At 63.5% G+C, this 18,561-nt stretch carries 12 protein-coding genes; 8 read left to right on the top strand and 4 right to left on the bottom strand.

The genetic code is table 11. The features are described from left to right. Nucleotides 1-102: 102 nt before the first annotated feature. Nucleotides 103-1,119, bottom strand: coding sequence for an AraC family transcriptional regulator (locus H3H51_RS14235; protein ID WP_183089710.1), 1,017 nt, complete (start codon nt 1,117-1,119; stop codon nt 103-105). A gap of 297 nt (nt 1,120-1,416) precedes the next feature. Between H3H51_RS14235 and H3H51_RS14230 the strand changes: the two genes are divergently transcribed. From H3H51_RS14230 to H3H51_RS14200, 7 genes are all read left to right on the top strand, one after another. Further along, nucleotides 1,417-1,980, top strand: a complete 564-nt coding sequence (locus tag H3H51_RS14230) for an RBBP9/YdeN family alpha/beta hydrolase (RefSeq protein WP_183089709.1) — start codon at nt 1,417-1,419, stop codon at nt 1,978-1,980. A 122-nt stretch (nt 1,981-2,102) separates the two neighbouring features. Next, on the top strand, nt 2,103-4,169 hold the full coding sequence (locus tag H3H51_RS14225; RefSeq protein WP_183089708.1) for a DUF1302 domain-containing protein: 2,067 nt from the start codon (nt 2,103-2,105) through the stop codon (nt 4,167-4,169). A gap of 39 nt (nt 4,170-4,208) precedes the next feature. Continuing rightward, nucleotides 4,209-5,567, top strand: a complete 1,359-nt coding sequence (locus tag H3H51_RS14220; RefSeq protein ID WP_183089707.1) for a DUF1329 domain-containing protein — start codon at nt 4,209-4,211, stop codon at nt 5,565-5,567. Nucleotides 5,568-5,732: 165 nt separating this feature from the next. After that, nucleotides 5,733-6,800 carry a YCF48-related protein gene (locus H3H51_RS14215; RefSeq protein WP_183089706.1) on the top strand — a complete coding sequence of 356 codons (1,068 nt, stop codon included), beginning with the start codon at nt 5,733-5,735 and terminating at the stop codon, nt 6,798-6,800. Nucleotides 6,801-6,821: 21 nt separating this feature from the next. Then, nucleotides 6,822-9,335, top strand: coding sequence for an efflux RND transporter permease subunit (locus H3H51_RS14210; RefSeq protein ID WP_183089705.1), 2,514 nt, complete (start codon nt 6,822-6,824; stop codon nt 9,333-9,335). After that, nucleotides 9,322-10,944 carry a SulP family inorganic anion transporter gene (locus tag H3H51_RS14205; protein ID WP_220791003.1) on the top strand — a complete coding sequence of 541 codons (1,623 nt, stop codon included), beginning with the start codon at nt 9,322-9,324 and terminating at the stop codon, nt 10,942-10,944. The genes H3H51_RS14210 and H3H51_RS14205 overlap by 14 nt, the downstream gene beginning before the upstream one ends. Nucleotides 10,945-11,288: 344 nt before the next feature. Next, nucleotides 11,289-12,506, top strand: a complete 1,218-nt coding sequence (locus H3H51_RS14200; RefSeq protein ID WP_183089888.1) for a multidrug effflux MFS transporter — start codon at nt 11,289-11,291, stop codon at nt 12,504-12,506. Nucleotides 12,507-12,559: 53 nt separating this feature from the next. Here the strand turns inward: H3H51_RS14200 and H3H51_RS14195 are convergent, their stop codons facing one another. Further along, nucleotides 12,560-12,838, bottom strand: a complete 279-nt coding sequence (locus H3H51_RS14195; RefSeq protein ID WP_183089704.1) for a peptidylprolyl isomerase — start codon at nt 12,836-12,838, stop codon at nt 12,560-12,562. 145 nt (nt 12,839-12,983) lie between these two features. On the opposite strand from H3H51_RS14195, the gene H3H51_RS14190 reads away from it, so the two are divergent. Beyond that, a complete protein-coding gene (locus H3H51_RS14190) occupies nt 12,984-14,207 on the top strand; it encodes a PilT/PilU family type 4a pilus ATPase (RefSeq protein ID WP_183089703.1) in 1,224 nt (407 codons plus the stop codon). A 93-nt stretch (nt 14,208-14,300) separates the two neighbouring features. On the opposite strand, the gene H3H51_RS14185 is transcribed toward H3H51_RS14190, so the two are convergent. Beyond that, on the bottom strand, nt 14,301-17,792 hold the full coding sequence (locus tag H3H51_RS14185; protein WP_183089702.1) for a response regulator: 3,492 nt from the start codon (nt 17,790-17,792) through the stop codon (nt 14,301-14,303). Nucleotides 17,793-18,000: 208 nt separating this feature from the next. Next, nucleotides 18,001-18,549, bottom strand: coding sequence for an adenine phosphoribosyltransferase (locus H3H51_RS14180; protein WP_183089701.1), 549 nt, complete (start codon nt 18,547-18,549; stop codon nt 18,001-18,003). Nucleotides 18,550-18,561: the final 12 nt, after the last annotated feature.

Here is an 18,561-nt window from a genome sequence, read left to right as displayed (position 1 = left end):
CCTTTTACCGAGGCAGCACGCACAAACAACAAGCTGGTGCCGCCGCTGAATGCCCGCAGTGCGGCGCCCCGGTAGCTCCAGTTGAGCCAGGTTCTGCCGACGTTACCTGTCCTTGCGCGCGGCACCGTGCTCGCTGCGCCAGGCTGCTGGCGGCATGCCGAACTGGCCGATGAACCAGCGGGTGAAGGAACTGGGCATCGAGTAGCCGAGCATGTCGGCGATACGCCCGAGCGAGTAGCTGGGGTTTTCCAGGTAGCGGATCACCAGGTCGCGGCGCACGTCGTTGATCAGGTCACTGAAGGTGGCCTGGTTATCCTCCAGGCGCCGCTGCAGGGTGCGTACGTTCATGCCCATGGCCATGGCGATCTGCTCGATGGTGGCGCGCCCCATGGGCAGCAGCAGGTAGATGGCCTTACGCACTTCGAATATCAGCGGCGTTTCCTGCTCGGCCTGCAAGGAGTCGAGGAAGCGCTGCGCGTAGCGCGCCATGGCCGGGTCGGCCTGGGGGTTAGGCACGTCGAAGTCGGCGGCGTGGCAGACGATGCCATTGAATTCGCTGTTGAACTCCAGCTTCTGCCCGAGCACCCGGCGGTGTAGCTGCAAGTCGTCCGGCGCCGAGTGGGTGAAGTTGACGCTGATCGGCCGCCAGTGCGTGCCGAGTAGGGCGCCGCACAGCCGGTACATCACGCCGATGGCCAGCTCGTTGCCCTGGCGGCAGCTAAGGCCGACGCCGGTGACCACTTCCTCGCGGATGATCACCATGCTGCCGGCTTCCTCGATGAAGATGGCCAGAGAGTCGTTGAGCAGGTGTCGATATTGCACCACCACCTGCAGCGCCTCGCGCAGGGTGCGCTGGTGGGTGAGCAGCAGGCTGACCGCGCCGAAGTCGGAGAGTTGGCGCGACTCGGCCATACGCAGGCCAAAGGTCTGGCAGCCGCTGTTGGTGGCGGAGATTTCCAGCAGGCGCACGGCGGCGTCGATCGGGATGCGTTGTTCCGGGTCCTGCAGCTGAGTTTTGCTGAGGCCCACTTCGTTGAGCAGGGTCTGCGGCTTGAGACCAAGGTGCTGGGCTACTTCCAGGTAGTTGGTCAGTACCGCTGCGCGAACCAATGTTGTCATTGTTTTAGTTCCTTCACAGGCACGGCCGCTTGTGGCGGCCGCTGCGCATGATGCCCGAAGCCCTCGGCGATGGTCACGCGGCTGTCACGAAATGAAAAATCAACCCTCTAGCGCAGAGCTTAGCAGCCCTTGGGAAGGCGACTCTGTACTGACGAAAAGACGGCCGCCCGGCCACTGTCATGAATTGCGAAATGGCTGACGCCTAATGTGAAGCGTCGCCAAGGCCCCGACCTCTACTGTCTGTCCAACTCCGGCGCCTGGTGCGCCGCACACCGATCAGGCAGTCAGGAGCCCCGTGTGGCCAGCAGCAAAGCATTCACCGTTCTCATCGTCCCCGGTCTGCGCGATCACGTCGCCGATCACTGGCAGACCCTGCTCGCCGCGCGCCTGCCCAACTGCCGCTCGGTGCCGCCGCTGGAGACCTACAAGCTGAGCCTGGATGCCCGGGTCGCGGCCATCCAGCACGAGCTAGACGCCATCGAGGGTCCTGTGGTGCTGGTCGCCCATAGTGCTGGCGTGCTGATGACCGTGCACTGGGCCGCGCGTCACTCGCGGCCGATTCTCGGTGCTTTGCTGGCGACCCCTCCGGATCTAAGCAGCCCCTGGCCACCGCAGTATCCCAGCCCTGAGGTGCTGCAGGAGAACGGCTGGTCGCCGTTGCCCCGTGGCCCGCTGCCGTTCCCCAGCATCGTCGCTGCCAGCAGCAACGACCACCTGGCCAGCCTCGATGCGGTGCACGAAATGGCCCGTGAATGGGGCAGCCGCCTGGTCGAGCTGGGCGCGGTCGGCCACCTCAACCCGGCCGCTGGCTACGGCGAGTGGCCGCAGGCCGAGAACCTCATCCAGGCATTGCTGGGCTAAGGCCCGAACGGAAGCACGCAATCCTTTCTACCGAACAAGGAATACACCACCCAGTTACCCGTTCTCGCGACTCGATCGCGCGTGCGGCATGTCGTAAGCCCAAAAAAAGCGGAGTCAACGCTATGCACAACAATAAGAAACAGCACCGCCTTCCCTTGCGCAAAAGCCTGCTGGCCACGGCCATCATGCTGGCGGCCGTGCCGGCTACCCAGGCTTTCGAGCTGGACACCGGTAACCCGGACTGGTCCATGCGTTTCGACAACACCGTCAAATACAACTACGGCGTACGGACCGAGAGTGCCGACAAGACCATGCTCGGCACGCCGAACAACAATGACGGTGACTACAACTTCCGCAAGGCCGGGACCAACATCACCAATCGTGTCGACCTGCTGACCGAACTGGATGTGGTGTACCAGAACTTCACGGGCTTCCGCGTCAGTGCTGCCAGCTGGTACGACAAGGCTTACGACAACACCGGTTCCAGTTCCAACCCGTTCGTCAACGGTAATGGCGCGCGCTCCGGCCTGGTGGCCAACGACCCGCGTCTGGGTTACGGCGGCGTGCCATTCGGTGCAATCAACGTCACCAACGACAACGTCGGCAACGGCAGTCCACACCTTAGCCGCTACGCCAAACGCTACTACAGCGGCCCGTCCGGCGAGATTCTCGATGCCTTTGTGTTCTACAGCACTGAGGTTGGCGAGGAGTCGCTGTTCAGCTTCAAGGCTGGCCAGCACAACGTCTACTGGGGTGAGACCATCCTTAACCCCGTGCACTCGGTCAGCTACGGTCAGTCCGGCCTGGACTTGGCCAAGCTGGCGTCGTCTCCCGGCACCGAGGCCAAGGAACTGTTCGTCCCGCGCAACCAGCTTTCTACCGCCTTCACCGTCAACCCCGAGCTGACTCTGGCGGCCCAATATTTCTTCGATTGGAACGCTGCACGCCTGCCCGAGGCCGGCACCTATTACGGCACCTCTGACCTGGTGGGCTTCGGCGCGCAGTCCTTCCTGCTCGGCAACACCAACGGTGCGCCGGGCAACGATGCCCTGGGCAACCCCGCGTGCGGCCTGGCGCCGTGCAACGGGCTGACCAATGTGCGTCGCGGCGATGACCTGACGCCGCACAACAGTGGCGACTGGGGTGTGATGGCCAAGTGGTCGCCGCAATGGCTGGACGGCACCCTGGGTGCCTACTACCGGCGTACCTCGGACATCCTTCCGCAGGCCTGGCTGAACGCCAAAGGCATGACCATTCTCAACCCGGATGGCAGCGTACCGTCGGCCGGTCCGCTGACGCCGCTACTGGCCAACGTCAACCTGCTCAACTCGCTGAATACCTCCAGCTATCAGTTCGCTTACAGCGACGATATCGACATCTTTGGCCTGAGCCTGTCCAAGGATGTTGGTGGGGTGAGTGTCGGCAGTGACTTGAACATCCGCCACAACATGCCGTTGGCCAGCATCCCGGCCATCCTCAGTTCCGACAGCCCGTTCGGCTTGGGTAATGGCTTCGGCCTGCTGCCGGCGCGCAGTGCCGCGAGTGGCGTGGTGTACGGCAGCGCGCAGGACGGCGACAGCATGAGCGCCACAGGCGACACCCTGCACTGGACCGTCAACGGCTTGATGACCATCGCCGATACGCCTGTGTTCGACTCGGCAACCCTGCTCGGCGAGTTGTACTACAGCAACCTGCTGAAGCTCGATAGCGAGAATGAGGCGCTGTACAAGGGCGAGGACAGCTACCGCGGCATCGACAAGCCGACCCGTGACAACTGGGGGCTCGCGGTCAACTTCACGCCGACCTGGTACCAGGTATTCCCAGGCATTGACCTGAGCGCGCCGATGTCGATCAACGTCGGCATTGATGGCGTCTCCCCAGTGTCTGCAGGCGGCGCTGAGGACACTGGCAACTACTCGCTGGGCCTCAGTGCAGCGGTCTACAACCAGTACTTCGTCGACCTCAAGTACGTGGACTCCTTCGGTAAATCCGACAAGTGCGAGGACAGCGGCTACAGCGGCCTGGCTGCCGATCCGAGCGGCGGCAGCGGCGACGGTTCGACGCCCAACGCCTTCAGCGCCAACGAGAACTACGCCTGCTACGCCGGCGGTTACTCCTCGTTCTCCGGCGGCGGCGCTACTGGTGAGGACCGCGGCGCGCTCTACCTGACCTTCAAAACCACTTTCTGATCCACGTATTGCCCAGCCTCTGAGCAGGAGTACAACAAGATGAAATTCGTACAAACCGTATTGGCTGCCTCCCTCGCCTTGGCCATTGCCGGCCAGGCCAACGCCGCCGTGTCTGCCAGTGAAGCGGCTAAGCTCGGCACCAGCCTGACCGCCATAGGTGCGGAAAAGGCCGGCAACGCCGACGGCTCCATTCCCGCCTACGAAGGCGGCCTGACCCAGGCTCCGGCCAGCTTCAAGGTCGGTGACAGCGTGCGCCCCGATCCTTACGCCGCGGAGAAACCGCTGCTGGTGATCGATGGCAAGAACGTCGATCAGTACAAGGACCAGCTCAGTGCCACCACCGTGGAGCTGGCCAAGCGGTTCCCCAGCTACCGCGTCGAGGTCTACCCGACCCATCGCAGTGTTGCTGTACCCCAGGCAGTGCTGGATAACAGTCTGAAGAATGCTACCGGCGCCAAGTCGCTGGAGGGCGGGCTGGCCATCGACAACGTACTGCCGGGCGTGCCATTCCCGATCCCGCAGTCGGGCGCCGAGGCCATGTGGAACTTCCTGTTGCGCTACCAGGGCGTGACCATCAACTCCAAGTACGACTCGTGGAACGTCGACTCCGCCGGCGTGGCCAGCCTCGCCACCACCGGCCAGGCGTTCATCAGCTACCCGATCTACGAGGACATGAACAAGCTGATCGGGGCCACCGACACCTATTACCAGATGAAGCTGAGCTATACCGGCCCGGCCCGTCGCGCCGGCGAGGCAATCATGCTGCGCGACGCGGCCAACCCGCTGCAGCAGCCGCGCCGCGCCTGGCAGTACCTGCCGGGTGTGCGTCGGGTCAAGTTGGCTCCGAACCTGGCCTACGACACGCCGAACCCGGGTACTGCCGGTGCCGGTACCTACGATGACGTGTTCGTCTTCAACGGTGCGCTGGATCGCTTCGACTGGAAGCTGGTGGGCAAGCAGGAAATGATCGTGCCCTACAACACCTACCGCCTGACCTACGCGACCGACGCCAAGGCCATCACCACCCCCAACCACCTGGCGCCGGAGCTGGTGCGCTGGGAGAAACACCGCGTGTGGGTGGTAGAGGGCACGCTCAAGGAAGGCACCCGGCACGTCTACGCCAAACGTCGCTTCTACCTCGACGAAGACAGCTGGGTGGCTCTGGCCTCGGATCAGTACGACGCCCGTGGTCAGCTCTATCGTGGCTCTTTCGCCTTCCTCAGCCAGAGCTACGACAAGAATGTGCCGGACTCCACGCCATTCATGATCTACGACCTGGTTGGTGGCTCCTACAACATCAACGGTGTGGTCGGCCCATATGGCGGTATCCGTTACGTCGAGGCTCTGTCCAAGTCGCAGTGGTCGCCTGAGTCCCTGGCTGGCGCGGGCATTCGCTGAGTCCTCGGGGGCATAGATCCCGTCACTTGTGCCACCAGGACTCCCCCCTGGGCACAACGTCAGGCGCCCAGCGATGGGGCCTGGCGTGGCACGGCGGGAGATTGACCCAGCGCCGCATGGCATGCCTTGCATGCCGGCGGCGCACTTTTACTGCCGAGATTGACCATGAGCGATTTCTACAAAGTCCTGCTTCCCCTGCTGGGCCTGCTGCTGGGCGCCATGCCCCTCGGCGCGCAGGGCGAGTTCATCGACGTGCTGGATCTGCCGGCGCGCGTGAGTCCGTTGGCGCAAGTAGCGCCACTGAACGACGTGACCCGCACCGGCGACAAGCTGGTGGCAGTGGGTCAGCGCGGCCACATCCTGTTTTCCGACGATGCCGGCAACCAGTGGCAACAGGCCCGGGTGCCGGTGAGCAGCGACCTTAATGCGGTGTATTTTCCAACCCCACAACAGGGCTGGGCGGTGGGCCATGACGGCGTGATCCTGCACAGCGAAGACGCCGGTGCCACCTGGAACAAGCAACTCGACGGCCGCCAGATTGGCGGATTGATGCTGGCGCATTACACGGCCTTGGCCGCCGCCGAACCGAACAATGAGCAATGGGCGGCACGCCAGGCCGATGCGCAGCGGATGGTCGAGGAGGGCGCTGACAAGGCACTGCTGGACGTCTGGTTCGCCAACGAACGGCTCGGTTATGCCGTCGGTGTGTTCGGCCTGATCCTGCGCACCGAGGACGGTGGCCAGCACTGGCAGCCGCTCGGCGAGCGTACCGACAACCCCCAAAGCCTGCACCTGAACGCCATCGCCGGCGTCGACGGCGTGCCCTATATCGCGGGCGAGCAGGGCTTGCTGCTGCGCTGGGATGTTGCACAGCAGCGTTTCGTGGCACTGCAAACCCCTTACAGTGGCAGCTTCTTCGGCGTCATCGGTACGGGTAATGAACTGCTGGTCTACGGCCTGCGCGGCCACGTGCTGCGCAGCGTCGACGGTGGTACCAGCTGGAACATGCTGAATAGCGGTCTGCAGAACAGCATCACGGCCGCCGTGCGCGATGCCTCCGGGCACGTGTTGCTGTTCAGCCAGGTTGGCCATGTCCTGCGCACCACCTCGAGCGGTGAGCTGGAGGCATTGCCACAGCAGGCGCTGGCCCCGGTCAGTGGCGCCGATTTCGCCGCCGGCGACAGCCTGGTACTGGTCGGCAACCGCGGTGTGCGCAGCCAGCGCCTGCCATAACAAGGTCAACGAGAAACCATCATGGCTACCATCAAACAAGACAGCATGCCGGTGATCCGCGACCTGCGCGATTTCGACCGCAACAGCGGGCACTTCCTCGAGCGCCTGCTATTCAACCACCGGCCCTGGTTCATCGCCGCCATCGCCTTGCTCTCGGTGTTGTTCGGCTACATGGCGTTGACCCGCCTGGAGCTGCGGCCGAGCTTCGAGAAGATGATCCCGCAGAGCCAACCTTACATCCGCAACTTCCTCGACAACCGCGACCAGTTGCGCGGCCTGGGTAACTCGGTGCGGGTGGTGGTGGAGAACAGTCAGGGGGACATCTTCGACCCGGCCTACCTGGCCGTGCTCAAGCAGGTCAACGACGAGCTGTTCCTCACCCCAGGGGTGGATCGCGCCTGGTTGCGTACGCTGTGGAGCCCCAGCGTGCGCTGGACCGAGGTCACCGAGGAGGGCTTCCAGGGCGGCAGCGTGATGCCCGATGGCTACAACGGCTCGGCCGAGAGCATCGAGCAACTGCGGCAGAATATCGGCCGTGCCGGCATTGTCGGCAGCCTGGTGGCCAACGACTTTTCCTCGAGCATGCTGGTGGTGCCGCTGCTGGATCGGCAGTCCGCCACCGGCCAGCGCATCGACTACTACAACTTCGCCCAGAAGTTGGAAGAACTGCGCAGCAAGGTCGAGCGGATCAATGCTGACGGCGATGGTAAAGGGCCGTACCAGGTACGGGTGATCGGCTTCGCCAAGCTGGTCGGCGACCTGATCGACGGCTTGCTGCAGGTGATGGCCTTCTTCGCCCTGGCGGTGGGTGCCGCCTTCGCCATCATCCTGCTGTACACCCGCTGCCTGCGCAGCACCCTGCTGGTGATCGGCTGCTCGTTGCTGGCGGTGGTCTGGCAGCTGGGCATCGTCGCCTGGCTGGGCTATAGCATCGACCCTTACTCGGTGCTGGTGCCTTTCCTTATCTTTGCCATCGGCGTGTCCCACGCGGCGCAGAAGATGAACGGCATCATGCAGGACATCGCCCGTGGCACGCACAAGCTGATCGCCGCGCGCTACACCTTCCGCCGCCTGTTCATCGCCGGTGTCACCGCGCTGCTGGCCGATGCGGTGGGCTTCGCCGTGTTGATGCTGATCGACATTCCGGTGATCCAGGACCTGGCGATCGCCGCCAGTATTGGCGTGGCCGTGTTGGTGTTCACCAGCCTGCTGCTGATGCCGGTGGCGCTGTCCTATGTCGGCGTCAGTGCCAAGGCCGCCGAGCGCGCGCTGCGTATCGATACCCGTGCAGCGCAGCACCGTGGTTTCGGTCGCCTGTGGGATGGCCTCAACCGCTTCACCACGCCGAAGTGGGCCACTGGCACCGTGCTGCTGGCGGCGCTGCTGGGCATCGGCGGTTTCGCCGTCAGCCTGCACCTGCAGATCGGCGACCTTGACCGCGGCGCCCCGGAGCTGCGCGCCGACTCGCGCTACAACCGCGACAACGCCTACATCACCAGCCACTACGCGCTGTCCAGCGACCTGTTCGCGGTGATGATCAAGACCCCGCCTGAGGGTTGCCTCAACTACAAGACCCTGGCCCTGGCCGATCGCCTGGCCTGGGAACTGCAACAGCACCCTGGGGTGCAGACCACCGTGTCGCTGGTCAACGCGGTGCGCCAGATCACTGCCGGCTCCTTCGAGGGAAACCCGAAGATGGCCAGCCTGCAGCGCAACCAGGACGTGCTCAACTACGCCGCCCAGCAGGCCTCGGTGAACGCCCCCGAGTTGTTCAACAACCAGTGTTCGCTGATGCCGGTGATCGCCTTCCTCAAGGATCACAAGGCCGAGACCCTCGACGGCGTGGTGGCCATCGCCGAGCGCTTCGCTCGCGAGAACAGCACGGAAGATCGCCAGTTTCTGCTGGCGGCCGGCAGCGCCGGGATCGAGGCGGCCACCAACCTGGTGGTGCGCGAGGCCAATCGCAGCATGCTGTTGTACGTCTACCTGGCGGTGGCGATTTTCTGCCTGATCACTTTCCGCAGCTGGCGCGCCATGCTGGTGGCGCTGCTGCCGCTGGTACTCACCTCGGTGCTGTGCGAGGCGCTGATGGTGGCCATGGGCATCGGCGTCAAGGTGGCCACCTTGCCGGTGATCGCCCTGGGTGTGGGGATTGGCGTGGACTACGCGCTGTACCTGCTCAGCGTGCAACTGCACTACCAGCGCCAGGGCCGCAGCCTGGGTGATGCCTACCGCAGCGCGGTGGCCTTCACCGGGCGGGTGGTGGCGCTGGTCGGCATCACTCTGGCCGCCGGTGTGGTGTGCTGGGCGTGGTCGCCGATCAAGTTCCAGGCCGACATGGGCATCCTGCTGACCTTCATGCTGCTGTGGAACATGCTCGGCGCGCTGATCCTGATTCCCGCGCTGTCGCACTTCCTGCTGCGCGACGTGGGCCAGACGGAGCGTACATCGATAATCGGCTGGCCATTCGGCAAGGTATCGCGGCGCAAGCGGGCCGAGCTGAAGAACGAGCTGCGCCGAGTTGTTGGGCAATAACGACGGCATGCTCGACTGGCTGAAACACTACCGCCGCGCCATGTTCGCCGGTGACCTAGGCGCCGGCCTGGTGGTGGCGCTGATGTTGCTGCCGCAGGGTATGGCCTACGCCATGGTGGCTGGCCTGCCACCGGTGGTGGGGCTGTACGCCAGTATTTTGCCGGCACTGGCCTACGCCCTGGCGGGTAGCAGCACCACCTTGTCGGTAGGCCCCATGGCGCTGACCTCGATGATGACTGCGGCGGCGTTGGTCGAACTGGTACCGGCTACGGGACTGGCTGCGCCGGTCCTGGTCGTCCAGCTGACGTTGCTGTGCGGCGCTATCCTGGTGCTTTGCGCGTTGTTGCGCCTGGGCTTTCTCTGCGCGTTGCTCAGTCGCCCGGTGCTAGGTGGTTTCACTGCTGGCGTTGCGTTGCTGATCGTGGCGGGGCAGGTCGAGGTACTCTGCGGCGCGCCGGCGGCCTGGCCTTCGACCATGCTCGGCGTGGGCACGCTGCTTGCTCTGTATGGTGCGCGTCGCTACTTGCCGGCACATCTGGCGCGGCTGGCGCCAGCGCTGCTGCTGGCGTTCGCCACCCTGCTGGTGGTCGTGGGTGAGCTGGACCAGGCGGGAGTGCAAGTGCTCGGCGAGTTGCCCAAGGGCCTGCCTCCACTTGGCATCAGCCTGCAACCCGGGCTGTGGCCGGAGCTGTTGCCTTCGGCGGCGCTGCTGGCCTTCGTGGTGTTCATCTCCGGGCATTCTTCGGCCCGGGTGCTGGCGCAGCGGCGCGGCGAGCAGGTAAACGATGGGCGCGAGCTGCTTGGCCAGGGCCTGGCCAACCTGGCCAGTGCGCTGTCGGCGGGGCTGCCGGTCAGCGGTGGCCTGTCGCGCTCGGCACTCAACCATGCCGCCGGGGCATGCAGTCAGCTGGCCGGGGTGATCACCGCGCTGCTGCTGGCACTTGCCCTGCTTGTACCCACTGGCTGGTTGAGCCTGCTACCGCTGCCGGCCCTGGCGGCCACCATCGTCTTCGCCGTGCTTGGCATGCTCGACCTCGATGGCCTGCGTCAGGCCTGGCGTTACGACCGTGGCGATGCGGGCGTGTGGCTGGCTACTGCCGCCTGCGTATTGCTCCTGGGTGTGGAGGAGGGTGTTCTGGCTGGCGTTCTGTTATCGCTCGGCGGCTATCTGGCGCGCAGCAGCCGTCCTCACATCGCCGTGCTCGGGTGCATGGCCGATGGCGAGACCTTTCGCAATGTATGCCGCCACACGGTGGAGACTCGTCCGCACCTGTTGTTGCTGCGCGTCGATGGCAGCCTGTTCTTCGGCAACGCGGCGTCGGTCACCGCGCACATCGAGGAGCTGTTGAACCCCTCGGTGCGCGAGCTGGTACTGGATATGTCCGCCGTCAACGGCGTGGATTTCTCGGCCCTGGTCGCCTTCTGCGAGCTCAATCGCAGCCTGGCCAGTCGAGGTATCCGTTTACACCTGGCGGCGGTCAAGGGGCCGATAGGTGATCGGCTAGCCGGTAGCCAGCTAATGCTGCAACTGAGTGGCTGTCTGTTTGTCACGACGGCGCAGGCCTTTCGGCACTTGTATGATGCGGCGACCGCTGGGGATACGGAATGATTCGTGATCTGTCATCAGCGGGAGGGCGAGTAGTGGCGCGACATTCCGGGGTAATTCCCGTTGCGCCGACAAAGATTATGGTCGTAATATCAAGCGTCAGAAATTGAGGCGTCCAGATTCATTTCGGATTTGCGAGCTGGTGATAGCGCGAGGAATGCAGGGTGAGCGCGGGCAAAAAGCAGGCGCAGGCAAATCGAAAGCGCGTCGTTACGGTAGCCGTACTTTTTCGAGAACGCGGTTACGACGGTAGGGCGGCGTGAAAGAGGCGTAGCCCGGGGTGAAACGTAGGTATAGCAAGCCGACCATTTGGCGGCGGTTCATTCGTTGAAAGGGCAATTTCCGTGATGCAGACAGTTGAGCGAGATCATTCCACCCCCGTCAGCGAACCCATGGTTGAGAAAGCCCAACCCGAACTCACGAGGCGTTTGTTGCTGCTGCTTGCTGGGTTTGCAGCGCTGGGCGCTTTGGCGACCAATATCATTCTGCCGGCCTTTCCGCAGATCGCTAGCGATCTGAACGCGTCGTTCAATGATCTTGGTGCCACCCTCAGCAGCTTTTTCGTGGCGTTTGCACTCGGCCAGTTGGTAGTCGGGCCTCTGTCGGATCGGTTCGGTCGAAAGCCGCTGGTGCTCGGTGGTATTGCGACGTTTGTGTTGGGTTGCGCGGTGTGTGCGCTGGCGACGTCACTGCCACAACTCATCACCGGCAGGACCATACAAGCGCTGGGTGTCTGCGCGACATCGGTGTTGTCACGGGCGATCGCGCGGGACCTTTTTGACGGCGACCAGCTGGCGCGAACCCTGGCGTTGATCATGGTCGCAATGGCGGCCGCTCCCGGGTTTTCACCGTTGTTGGGCGGTGCTTTTGAACAGCTGCTCGGCTGGCGTGCGACGTTTGGATTTGTCGCTGCTGTCGCCATTTTGTTAGGGGGCTACTACGTGGTGAGCCTTGGTGAAACGCATGCCAAGGATTACCGAACAGCGCCGTCCATCCAGGCCGTGCTACTCGGCTACAAACGTTTGCTGCTCGACAGGCGTTTCATTGCCCCGGCGCTTACCGTGAGCTTGGTTGTCGGAACCCTCTACGCATTTTTCTCGATGGCTCCGGCGATCTTGATGGCCGGTTTTGGCTTGTCGTCGCTCGACTTGGGTGTGTTTTTTGCTGCGACCGTATTCGTAGTATTTGCTGCTGGGTTAAGCGCTCCGCGCCTGGTACGCCGATGGGGTCAGGTGGCTGTGGCACGTACAGGCATCGTGATTGCGTTTGCAGGCAGTCTCGGGTTGCTTATCGCCCCACACAGCTTTCTGTTTTTTTGCGTGTTCCTGACCATCTTTTTGCTCGGCATGGGGGTCGTGAATCCCTTGGGCACGGCAATCGCTTTACATCCTTTCGGCGCTCAAGCGGGTGCCGCTTCGGCACTACTGGGCTTTTTACAGATGGGTTGTGCGGCCGCTGCGATAACGCTCGGTACCAGTCTCAGCTTGTCTGCATACGCGTCGCTAGCGGTGATTTCCGTAGCTGCTTTGACGGCGTCGTTCATCGCATTTCTTGCTGCAAGGTGACTGCACGGGACAGGCGGGGCGCGTAGAGCGGCAGCGTCTGCGCGACTGACGGCTCACTCGCGGTAGAACACCTGCACCAGGTGGTAGCCGAACTGGCTCTTGATCGGGCCGTGCACGGTGCGCAGTTCCTTCTTGAAGATGACCTGGTCGATGGAGCGCACCATCTGTCCTGGGCGTACCTCGCCCAGATCACCGCCTTTTTTGCCGGACGGGCAGGTGGAGTGTTTGCGCGCCAGCACATCGAAGGCCTCGCCGGCGGCGATGCGCTTCTTCAGCGCGGCCGCTTCGGCCTCGGTCTTGACCAGGATGTGGCGGGCCATTGCCTTTGCCATGACGGGTTCCTCATTTCTACCGGGCCGCTATTGTGCCAGCATTTGCTGCGCCATCAGAATGACGCCAATTTACAGGCTGTATCGGGTCGGTAACGCCGCCGATCATGGCCTATTTTATTAAGTCTCGAATGATGGAAGCGCCGCCATGGATCTCTCTGCAATGCTGAAAGTCCTGTCCAGTCAGGATGGCTCCGATCTGTACCTGTCCACCGGCGCGCCGCCTTGTGCCAAGTTCAACGGCGTACTCAAGCCGCTCAGCAGCGAGCCGCTCAAGCCCGGGGACGTGGCGGCTATCGCGGCTGGCGTGATGGATGCCGAGCAGCGCGCCGATTTCGAGCGCGAGCTGGAGATGAACCTGGCAATTTCCCTGCCCAACATCGGGCGCTTCCGCATCAACATCTTCAAGCAGCGCAACGAAGTGTCGATCGTCGCGCGCAACATCAAGATGGAAATCCCCAAGTTCGAAGACCTCAAGCTGCCGGAAGTGCTGCTCAAGACGGTGATGGAAAAACGCGGCCTGGTGTTGTTCGTCGGCGGCACCGGCTCGGGTAAGTCGACCTCCCTGGCGGCGCTGATCGACTACCGCAACCGCAACAGCGGCGGACATATCATCACCATCGAGGACCCGGTGGAGTACGTACACCGGCACAAGAAGTCGATCATCAACCAGCGTGAAGTCGGGGTAGACACCCGCAGCTTCCACGCGGCGCTGAAGAACACCCTGCGCCAGGCGCCGGACGTGATCCTGATCGGTGAGATCCGCGACCGCGAAACCATGGAACACGCCCTGGCCTTTGCCGATACCGGCCACCTGGCGATCTCCACTCTGCACGCCAACAACGCCAACCAGGCGCTGGACCGCATCATCAACTTCTTCCCGGAAGAGCGTCGTCCGCAGCTGCTCAACGACCTGGGTAACAACCTCAAGGCGTTCGTTTCCCAGCGCCTGGTCAAGACCGTCGATGGCAAGCGCCGCGCTGCCGTGGAAGTGCTGCTGGGTACGCCGACCATCCGCGATCAGATCAAACGCAACGATTTCTCCGAGATCAAGGAAACCATGGAGAAGTCGAAGAACCTCGGCATGCAGACCTTCGACCAGGCGCTGATCGACCTGGTGCACGACGGCAGCATCGACGAAGACGAAGCGGTGAAGAACGCCGACTCGGCGAACAACGTGCGCCTCAAGCTCAAGCTCTACCGCGAGAACCCGGCGAATGCTGCCCCGACTGCCAGCGCAGCACCGGCTGCTGCGGCTCCGGTTGCGGCGGCAGCGCCGGCGGCGGAGGTGAGCAGCTGGAGCATGGAGTTGAAGCTGGAGGACATCGAGGAAGAAATCGTGCCGGAAGATCCGGGCCGGCCGGGTATCTGAGCCAGCCTCGGGGAGTCATCTTGACGACCCGTGGCGCCTGAGCTCCCGCCTGCGTGGGAGCGACGGAGCATGTGTGAGGATCGCGGCGGGCTCTTAGAAGATATCCCTGCGCGGTAGCCACACGCGGATCAGCGAGAACAGCCGCTCCAGGTCCAGCGGCTTGGCCAGGTAGTCGCTGGCTCCCGCCTTGAGGCACTGCTCCTGGTCGTCCTTCATCGCCTTGGCGGTCACGGCGAGGATCGGCAGCTTGTGCCAGCGCGGGTCCTGGCGGATGCGGCGGGTGGCTTCGAAGCCGTCCATCACCGGCATCATCACATCCATCAGCACCAGGTCGACGTCAGGGTTCTTGTCGAGCTTGTCGAGCGCTTCCTGGCCATTGCTGGCGCTCACCACCTTGATGCCTTTTTCGTCCAGGGCGCTGATCAGCGCGTAGACGTTGCGCATGTCGTCATCGACCACCAGGACCTGGCGGTTTTCGAACACCTGGTCGCGGTTGCGCGCGCTTTTCAGGGGGCGCTGGCGATCATTGGCAAACGGCGCCTCGACCTTGTGCAGGAACAGCGTCACTTCATCCAGCAGACGCTCGGGGGAGCGCGCGCCCTTGATGATGATCGAGCGCGAATGCTGGCGCAGGCTCTCTTCCTCGCTACGGCTCAGCGGGCGCGAGACGTAGACGATCACCGGCGGGTAACTGTCGATGGTTTCGCTGGCCATGCGGGTAAGCAGTTCGTTGCCGTGCATGTCGGGCAGCTTGAGGTCGGTGATCATGCAGTCGAAGGTGGTCTGCCGCAGTAGCTGTAGCGCGTGCTCGCCATCGGCGACGGCAGTCACTTCGATATCCACGTCGTCCACCAGCTGGCTGATGCTGTCGCGCTGCTCGGCATCGCCTTCCACCACCAGTACGCGTTTGACCTTCTGCGTGAGCTTGGCTTCCAGCCTGGAGAACACCTCGACCAGTGACTCGCGGGTGGTCGGCTTCTGTGCGTAGCCAATGGCGCCCAGGTGCAGGGCCAGCTCGGTGCGGTCGTCGGTGGAGATCACGTGCACGGGAATGTGTCGGGTGTGTGGGTCTTCCTTGAGGCGCTGCAGCAGCGACAGGCCCGGCTCATCGGGTAGGCGCATGTCCAGCAGGATGGCGTCCGGCGCCTGTTCGGCGAGCAGGGCAAAGGCCTCGGTGGAACTGTGGGCGACCAGGCAGCGGTAGTTCATCTCGTGGGCCAGGTCATAGAGGATCTGGGCGAATTTGGCTTCATCCTCGATAACCAGCACGCAGCGGCCAGGCATGTCGCTGCGGTCACGGTCGTCCGGAAAGCTCGGTTCGGCGTGCCCCGCTGGCAGGCTGGTCGGTGTGTGAGCGGCGGCTTCCGGACGAATGAACAGGTCACGGGCAGCGGGCGCGCTGGTTGGAGAGGAGGTGGTGACGGCCTGCGCATAGTTCAGCGGCAGCCAGAGGGTGAACTGGCTGCCGCGCCCCGGCTGGCTATCGACCTGGATATGGCCGCCCAGTACTTCCGCCAGGTTGCGCGAGATGGACAAACCGAGCCCGGTACCACCAAACAGCCGGTTGGTGCTGCCATCCGCCTGGCGGAAGGCGTCGAAGATGATGCTTTGCTGTTCCTGGCTGATGCCGATACCGCTGTCGCTGACCACGAAAGCAAGCCCGCCGTCAGCCGGCTGAATGTGCAGGCTGACGGTGCCCTGGCTGGTGAACTTGAAGGCGTTGGACAGCAGGTTCTTGAGGATCTGCTCGACCCGCTGACTGTCGCTGACGAATTGCGCCGGCGCGTTGGCGGCGATGCTGACTTTGAAGGCCAACTGCTTCTCCACGGCCTGGGGCTGGAACAGGCTTTCCAGGCTGGCGGCGAGGTGCGGCAAGGCCGTTTCCTCGGGACGCAGTTCCAGGCGCCCGGCCTCGACCTTGGACAGGTCGAGGATGTCGTTGATCAGACTCAGTAAGTCCTTGCCCGAGGAGTAGATCAGCTCGGCATGCTTGATCTGCTGTTCATCGAGGTTGCCGTTGCGGTTGTCGGCCAGCAGCCGGGACAGGATCAGCGAGCTGTTCAGCGGGGTGCGCAGCTCGTGCGACATGTTGGCGAGGAATTCCGACTTGTAGCGGCTGGCCCGCTGCAGCTCGTCCGCGCGTTGCTCCAGCTCGCTGCGGGCCAGGGCCAGGGCGTGGTTGCGCTCGTCCAGTTCGTCGCGCTGCCGGGTCAGGTATTGGGTCTGCTCATTGAGCTGTTCGTTGGTCTGCTCCAGCTCCGCTTGCTGTTGCTCCAGGTTGGCCTGCGACTCCTGAATCAGCCGCGCCTGGTCTTCCAGCTCCTCGTTGGCGCTTTTCAGCTCTTCCTGCTGGGCCTGAAGCTCCTCATTGAGCTGCTGGGTTTCGCGCAGCACTTCATGCAAGCGCTGGCGGTAGCGCGCCACTTCGATGGAGGTGCCGAGGCCTTCGGTGATCGAGGCGACGAAGGTCTGCTCGCGTACCGACAGGGTCTTGAGGAAGCCCAGCTCGATCACGCCGTTGACTTCGCCTTCGTTCTCGATGGGCGCGAGCATCACCGCCAGCGGCGCATCATTACCCAGGCCGGAGGTGACGCGCAGGTAGCCGGTGTTGAGGCCACTCATCACCCGCGGGCGGCGCTCCAGGGCGACTTCGCCGACCAGCCCGGCGCCGTCCTTGAAGGTTTGTGCTTGCGCCTGATGCTCCGCGGCGAAGCCATAGTCGGCCACGCGGGCCAGGCTGCCGTCGTCCTGGCGCACATAGAAGGCGCCGACCACCAGGTCGAGGTAATGGCCGAGGAAGGTCAGGGCGGTGCGGCCGATAGAGTCGATGTTCGGCTGGCCGATGATTCGCTCAGCCAGTTGTGATTGCCCTTCGCGTTGCCAGGCCTGCTGCTGCAACTGCTCGGTCACGACCTGCTGCTGTTGTAGCAGGCTGCCATAGAAACTCGACAGACCAAGCAGCTCGCGGCGGCCGAAGAAGGCCAGGATGGCGCTGAAGGATAGGTTGAACAGTACATACAGGCTGATGGTGAGGATGGCGGTGAAATTGGCTTTCTCGTTGCGGTCGTGACGCAGCTGCTGTTCGACGGCAATCAGGTCATTGAACTGAGCGCGGATGCTTTCCATCAGCTTGCCGCGTCCGACGGTGGCGCTGGCGGGCGGGGCATTGCTGGCCTGGCGTTGCTCGAGCATGGCGCTGGCGCTGGTCAGCCACTCCTGTTGCAGGCTCTCGATCTGCCGGATCCGCTCGACCTGCGGCGGGTTGTCGTGCACCAGGTCGTGCAGGCTCTGCATCTGTGCATCGAGCTGCGTACGGGCCGCCAGGTAGGGCGTGAGGTATTCCTCTTCGCCACCGATCAGATACCCGCGCAGACCGGATTGCAGGTCGATGGTGAGGCGATAGTTTTCATTGGCCTGGCTGATCACCCGTTCGGTGTGTTCAACCCAGTTGAGTACGTACAGCAGGTAGACGATCAGCACCACGAACAGACCGGTGCCCAGTACACCGGTGCCAACGGGCAAGGCCAGGTTGCGGGTCAGAATGCGGCGAAAGCTCTTCTCATCGATACTGGCGGCGCTGTTCATCTGGCATCCCTCCGACTGAACATCTGCGGTACACGGCAGGCTACGGGGCGTCGTGTTCCTGGCACCCGTTCATGTCACGCAAGGAAAACCCGCGTGCTGAGGAAAATGTAGCTGGATGTCGGATGCAGCGTGGTGAATCGAGGGGAGAAACAGGGAGCGCCTGGCTCGGCATCCGCCGAGTGGGGCGGATGCCGGGGCCGGGGAAAACTCAGCGTTCGCTGAGTTCGAAGGCGGTCAGGCAGAAGGTGGGGATGCCGATGTCTTGCAGCTTTTGCGAGCCGCCCAGTTCGGGCAGGTCGATGATCGCGGCGGCTTCGTGCACGCTGGCGCCCATGCGCCGGACCAGGCGAGCGGCGGCGAGCAGGGTGCCGCCGGTGGCGATCAGGTCATCGAAGATCAGCACCGAATCGCCTTCGCACAGGCTGTCGGCGTGGACTTCCAGCAGGGCTTCGCCGTATTCGGTCTGGTAGCTCTCGGCGAGTACATCGGCTGGCAGTTTGCCCTGCTTGCGGAACAGGATCAGCGGTTTGTTCAGCTCGTAGGCGATGATCGAGCCGATCAAAAAGCCCCGTGCGTCCATGGCCGCGATGTGGCTGAAGTCGCTTTCCACATAACGCTGGATAAAACTGTCGGCGACCATGCGCAAGGCGCGCGGCGACTGGAACAGTGGAGTGATGTCGCGAAACACCACGCCCGGTTTGGGGAAGTCCGGCACGGGGCGGATCAGGGTTTTGAGGTTGAATTCGTCGAAGATCATTCCGGGTTCCTG

Source organism: Aquipseudomonas ullengensis, from assembly GCF_014174475.1.
In the GTDB taxonomy this organism is placed as follows: domain Bacteria; phylum Pseudomonadota; class Gammaproteobacteria; order Pseudomonadales; family Pseudomonadaceae; genus Aquipseudomonas; species Aquipseudomonas ullengensis.
Note: the sequence above shows the minus strand (reverse complement) of the source record. Positions and strands in the feature narration are given on the sequence as shown.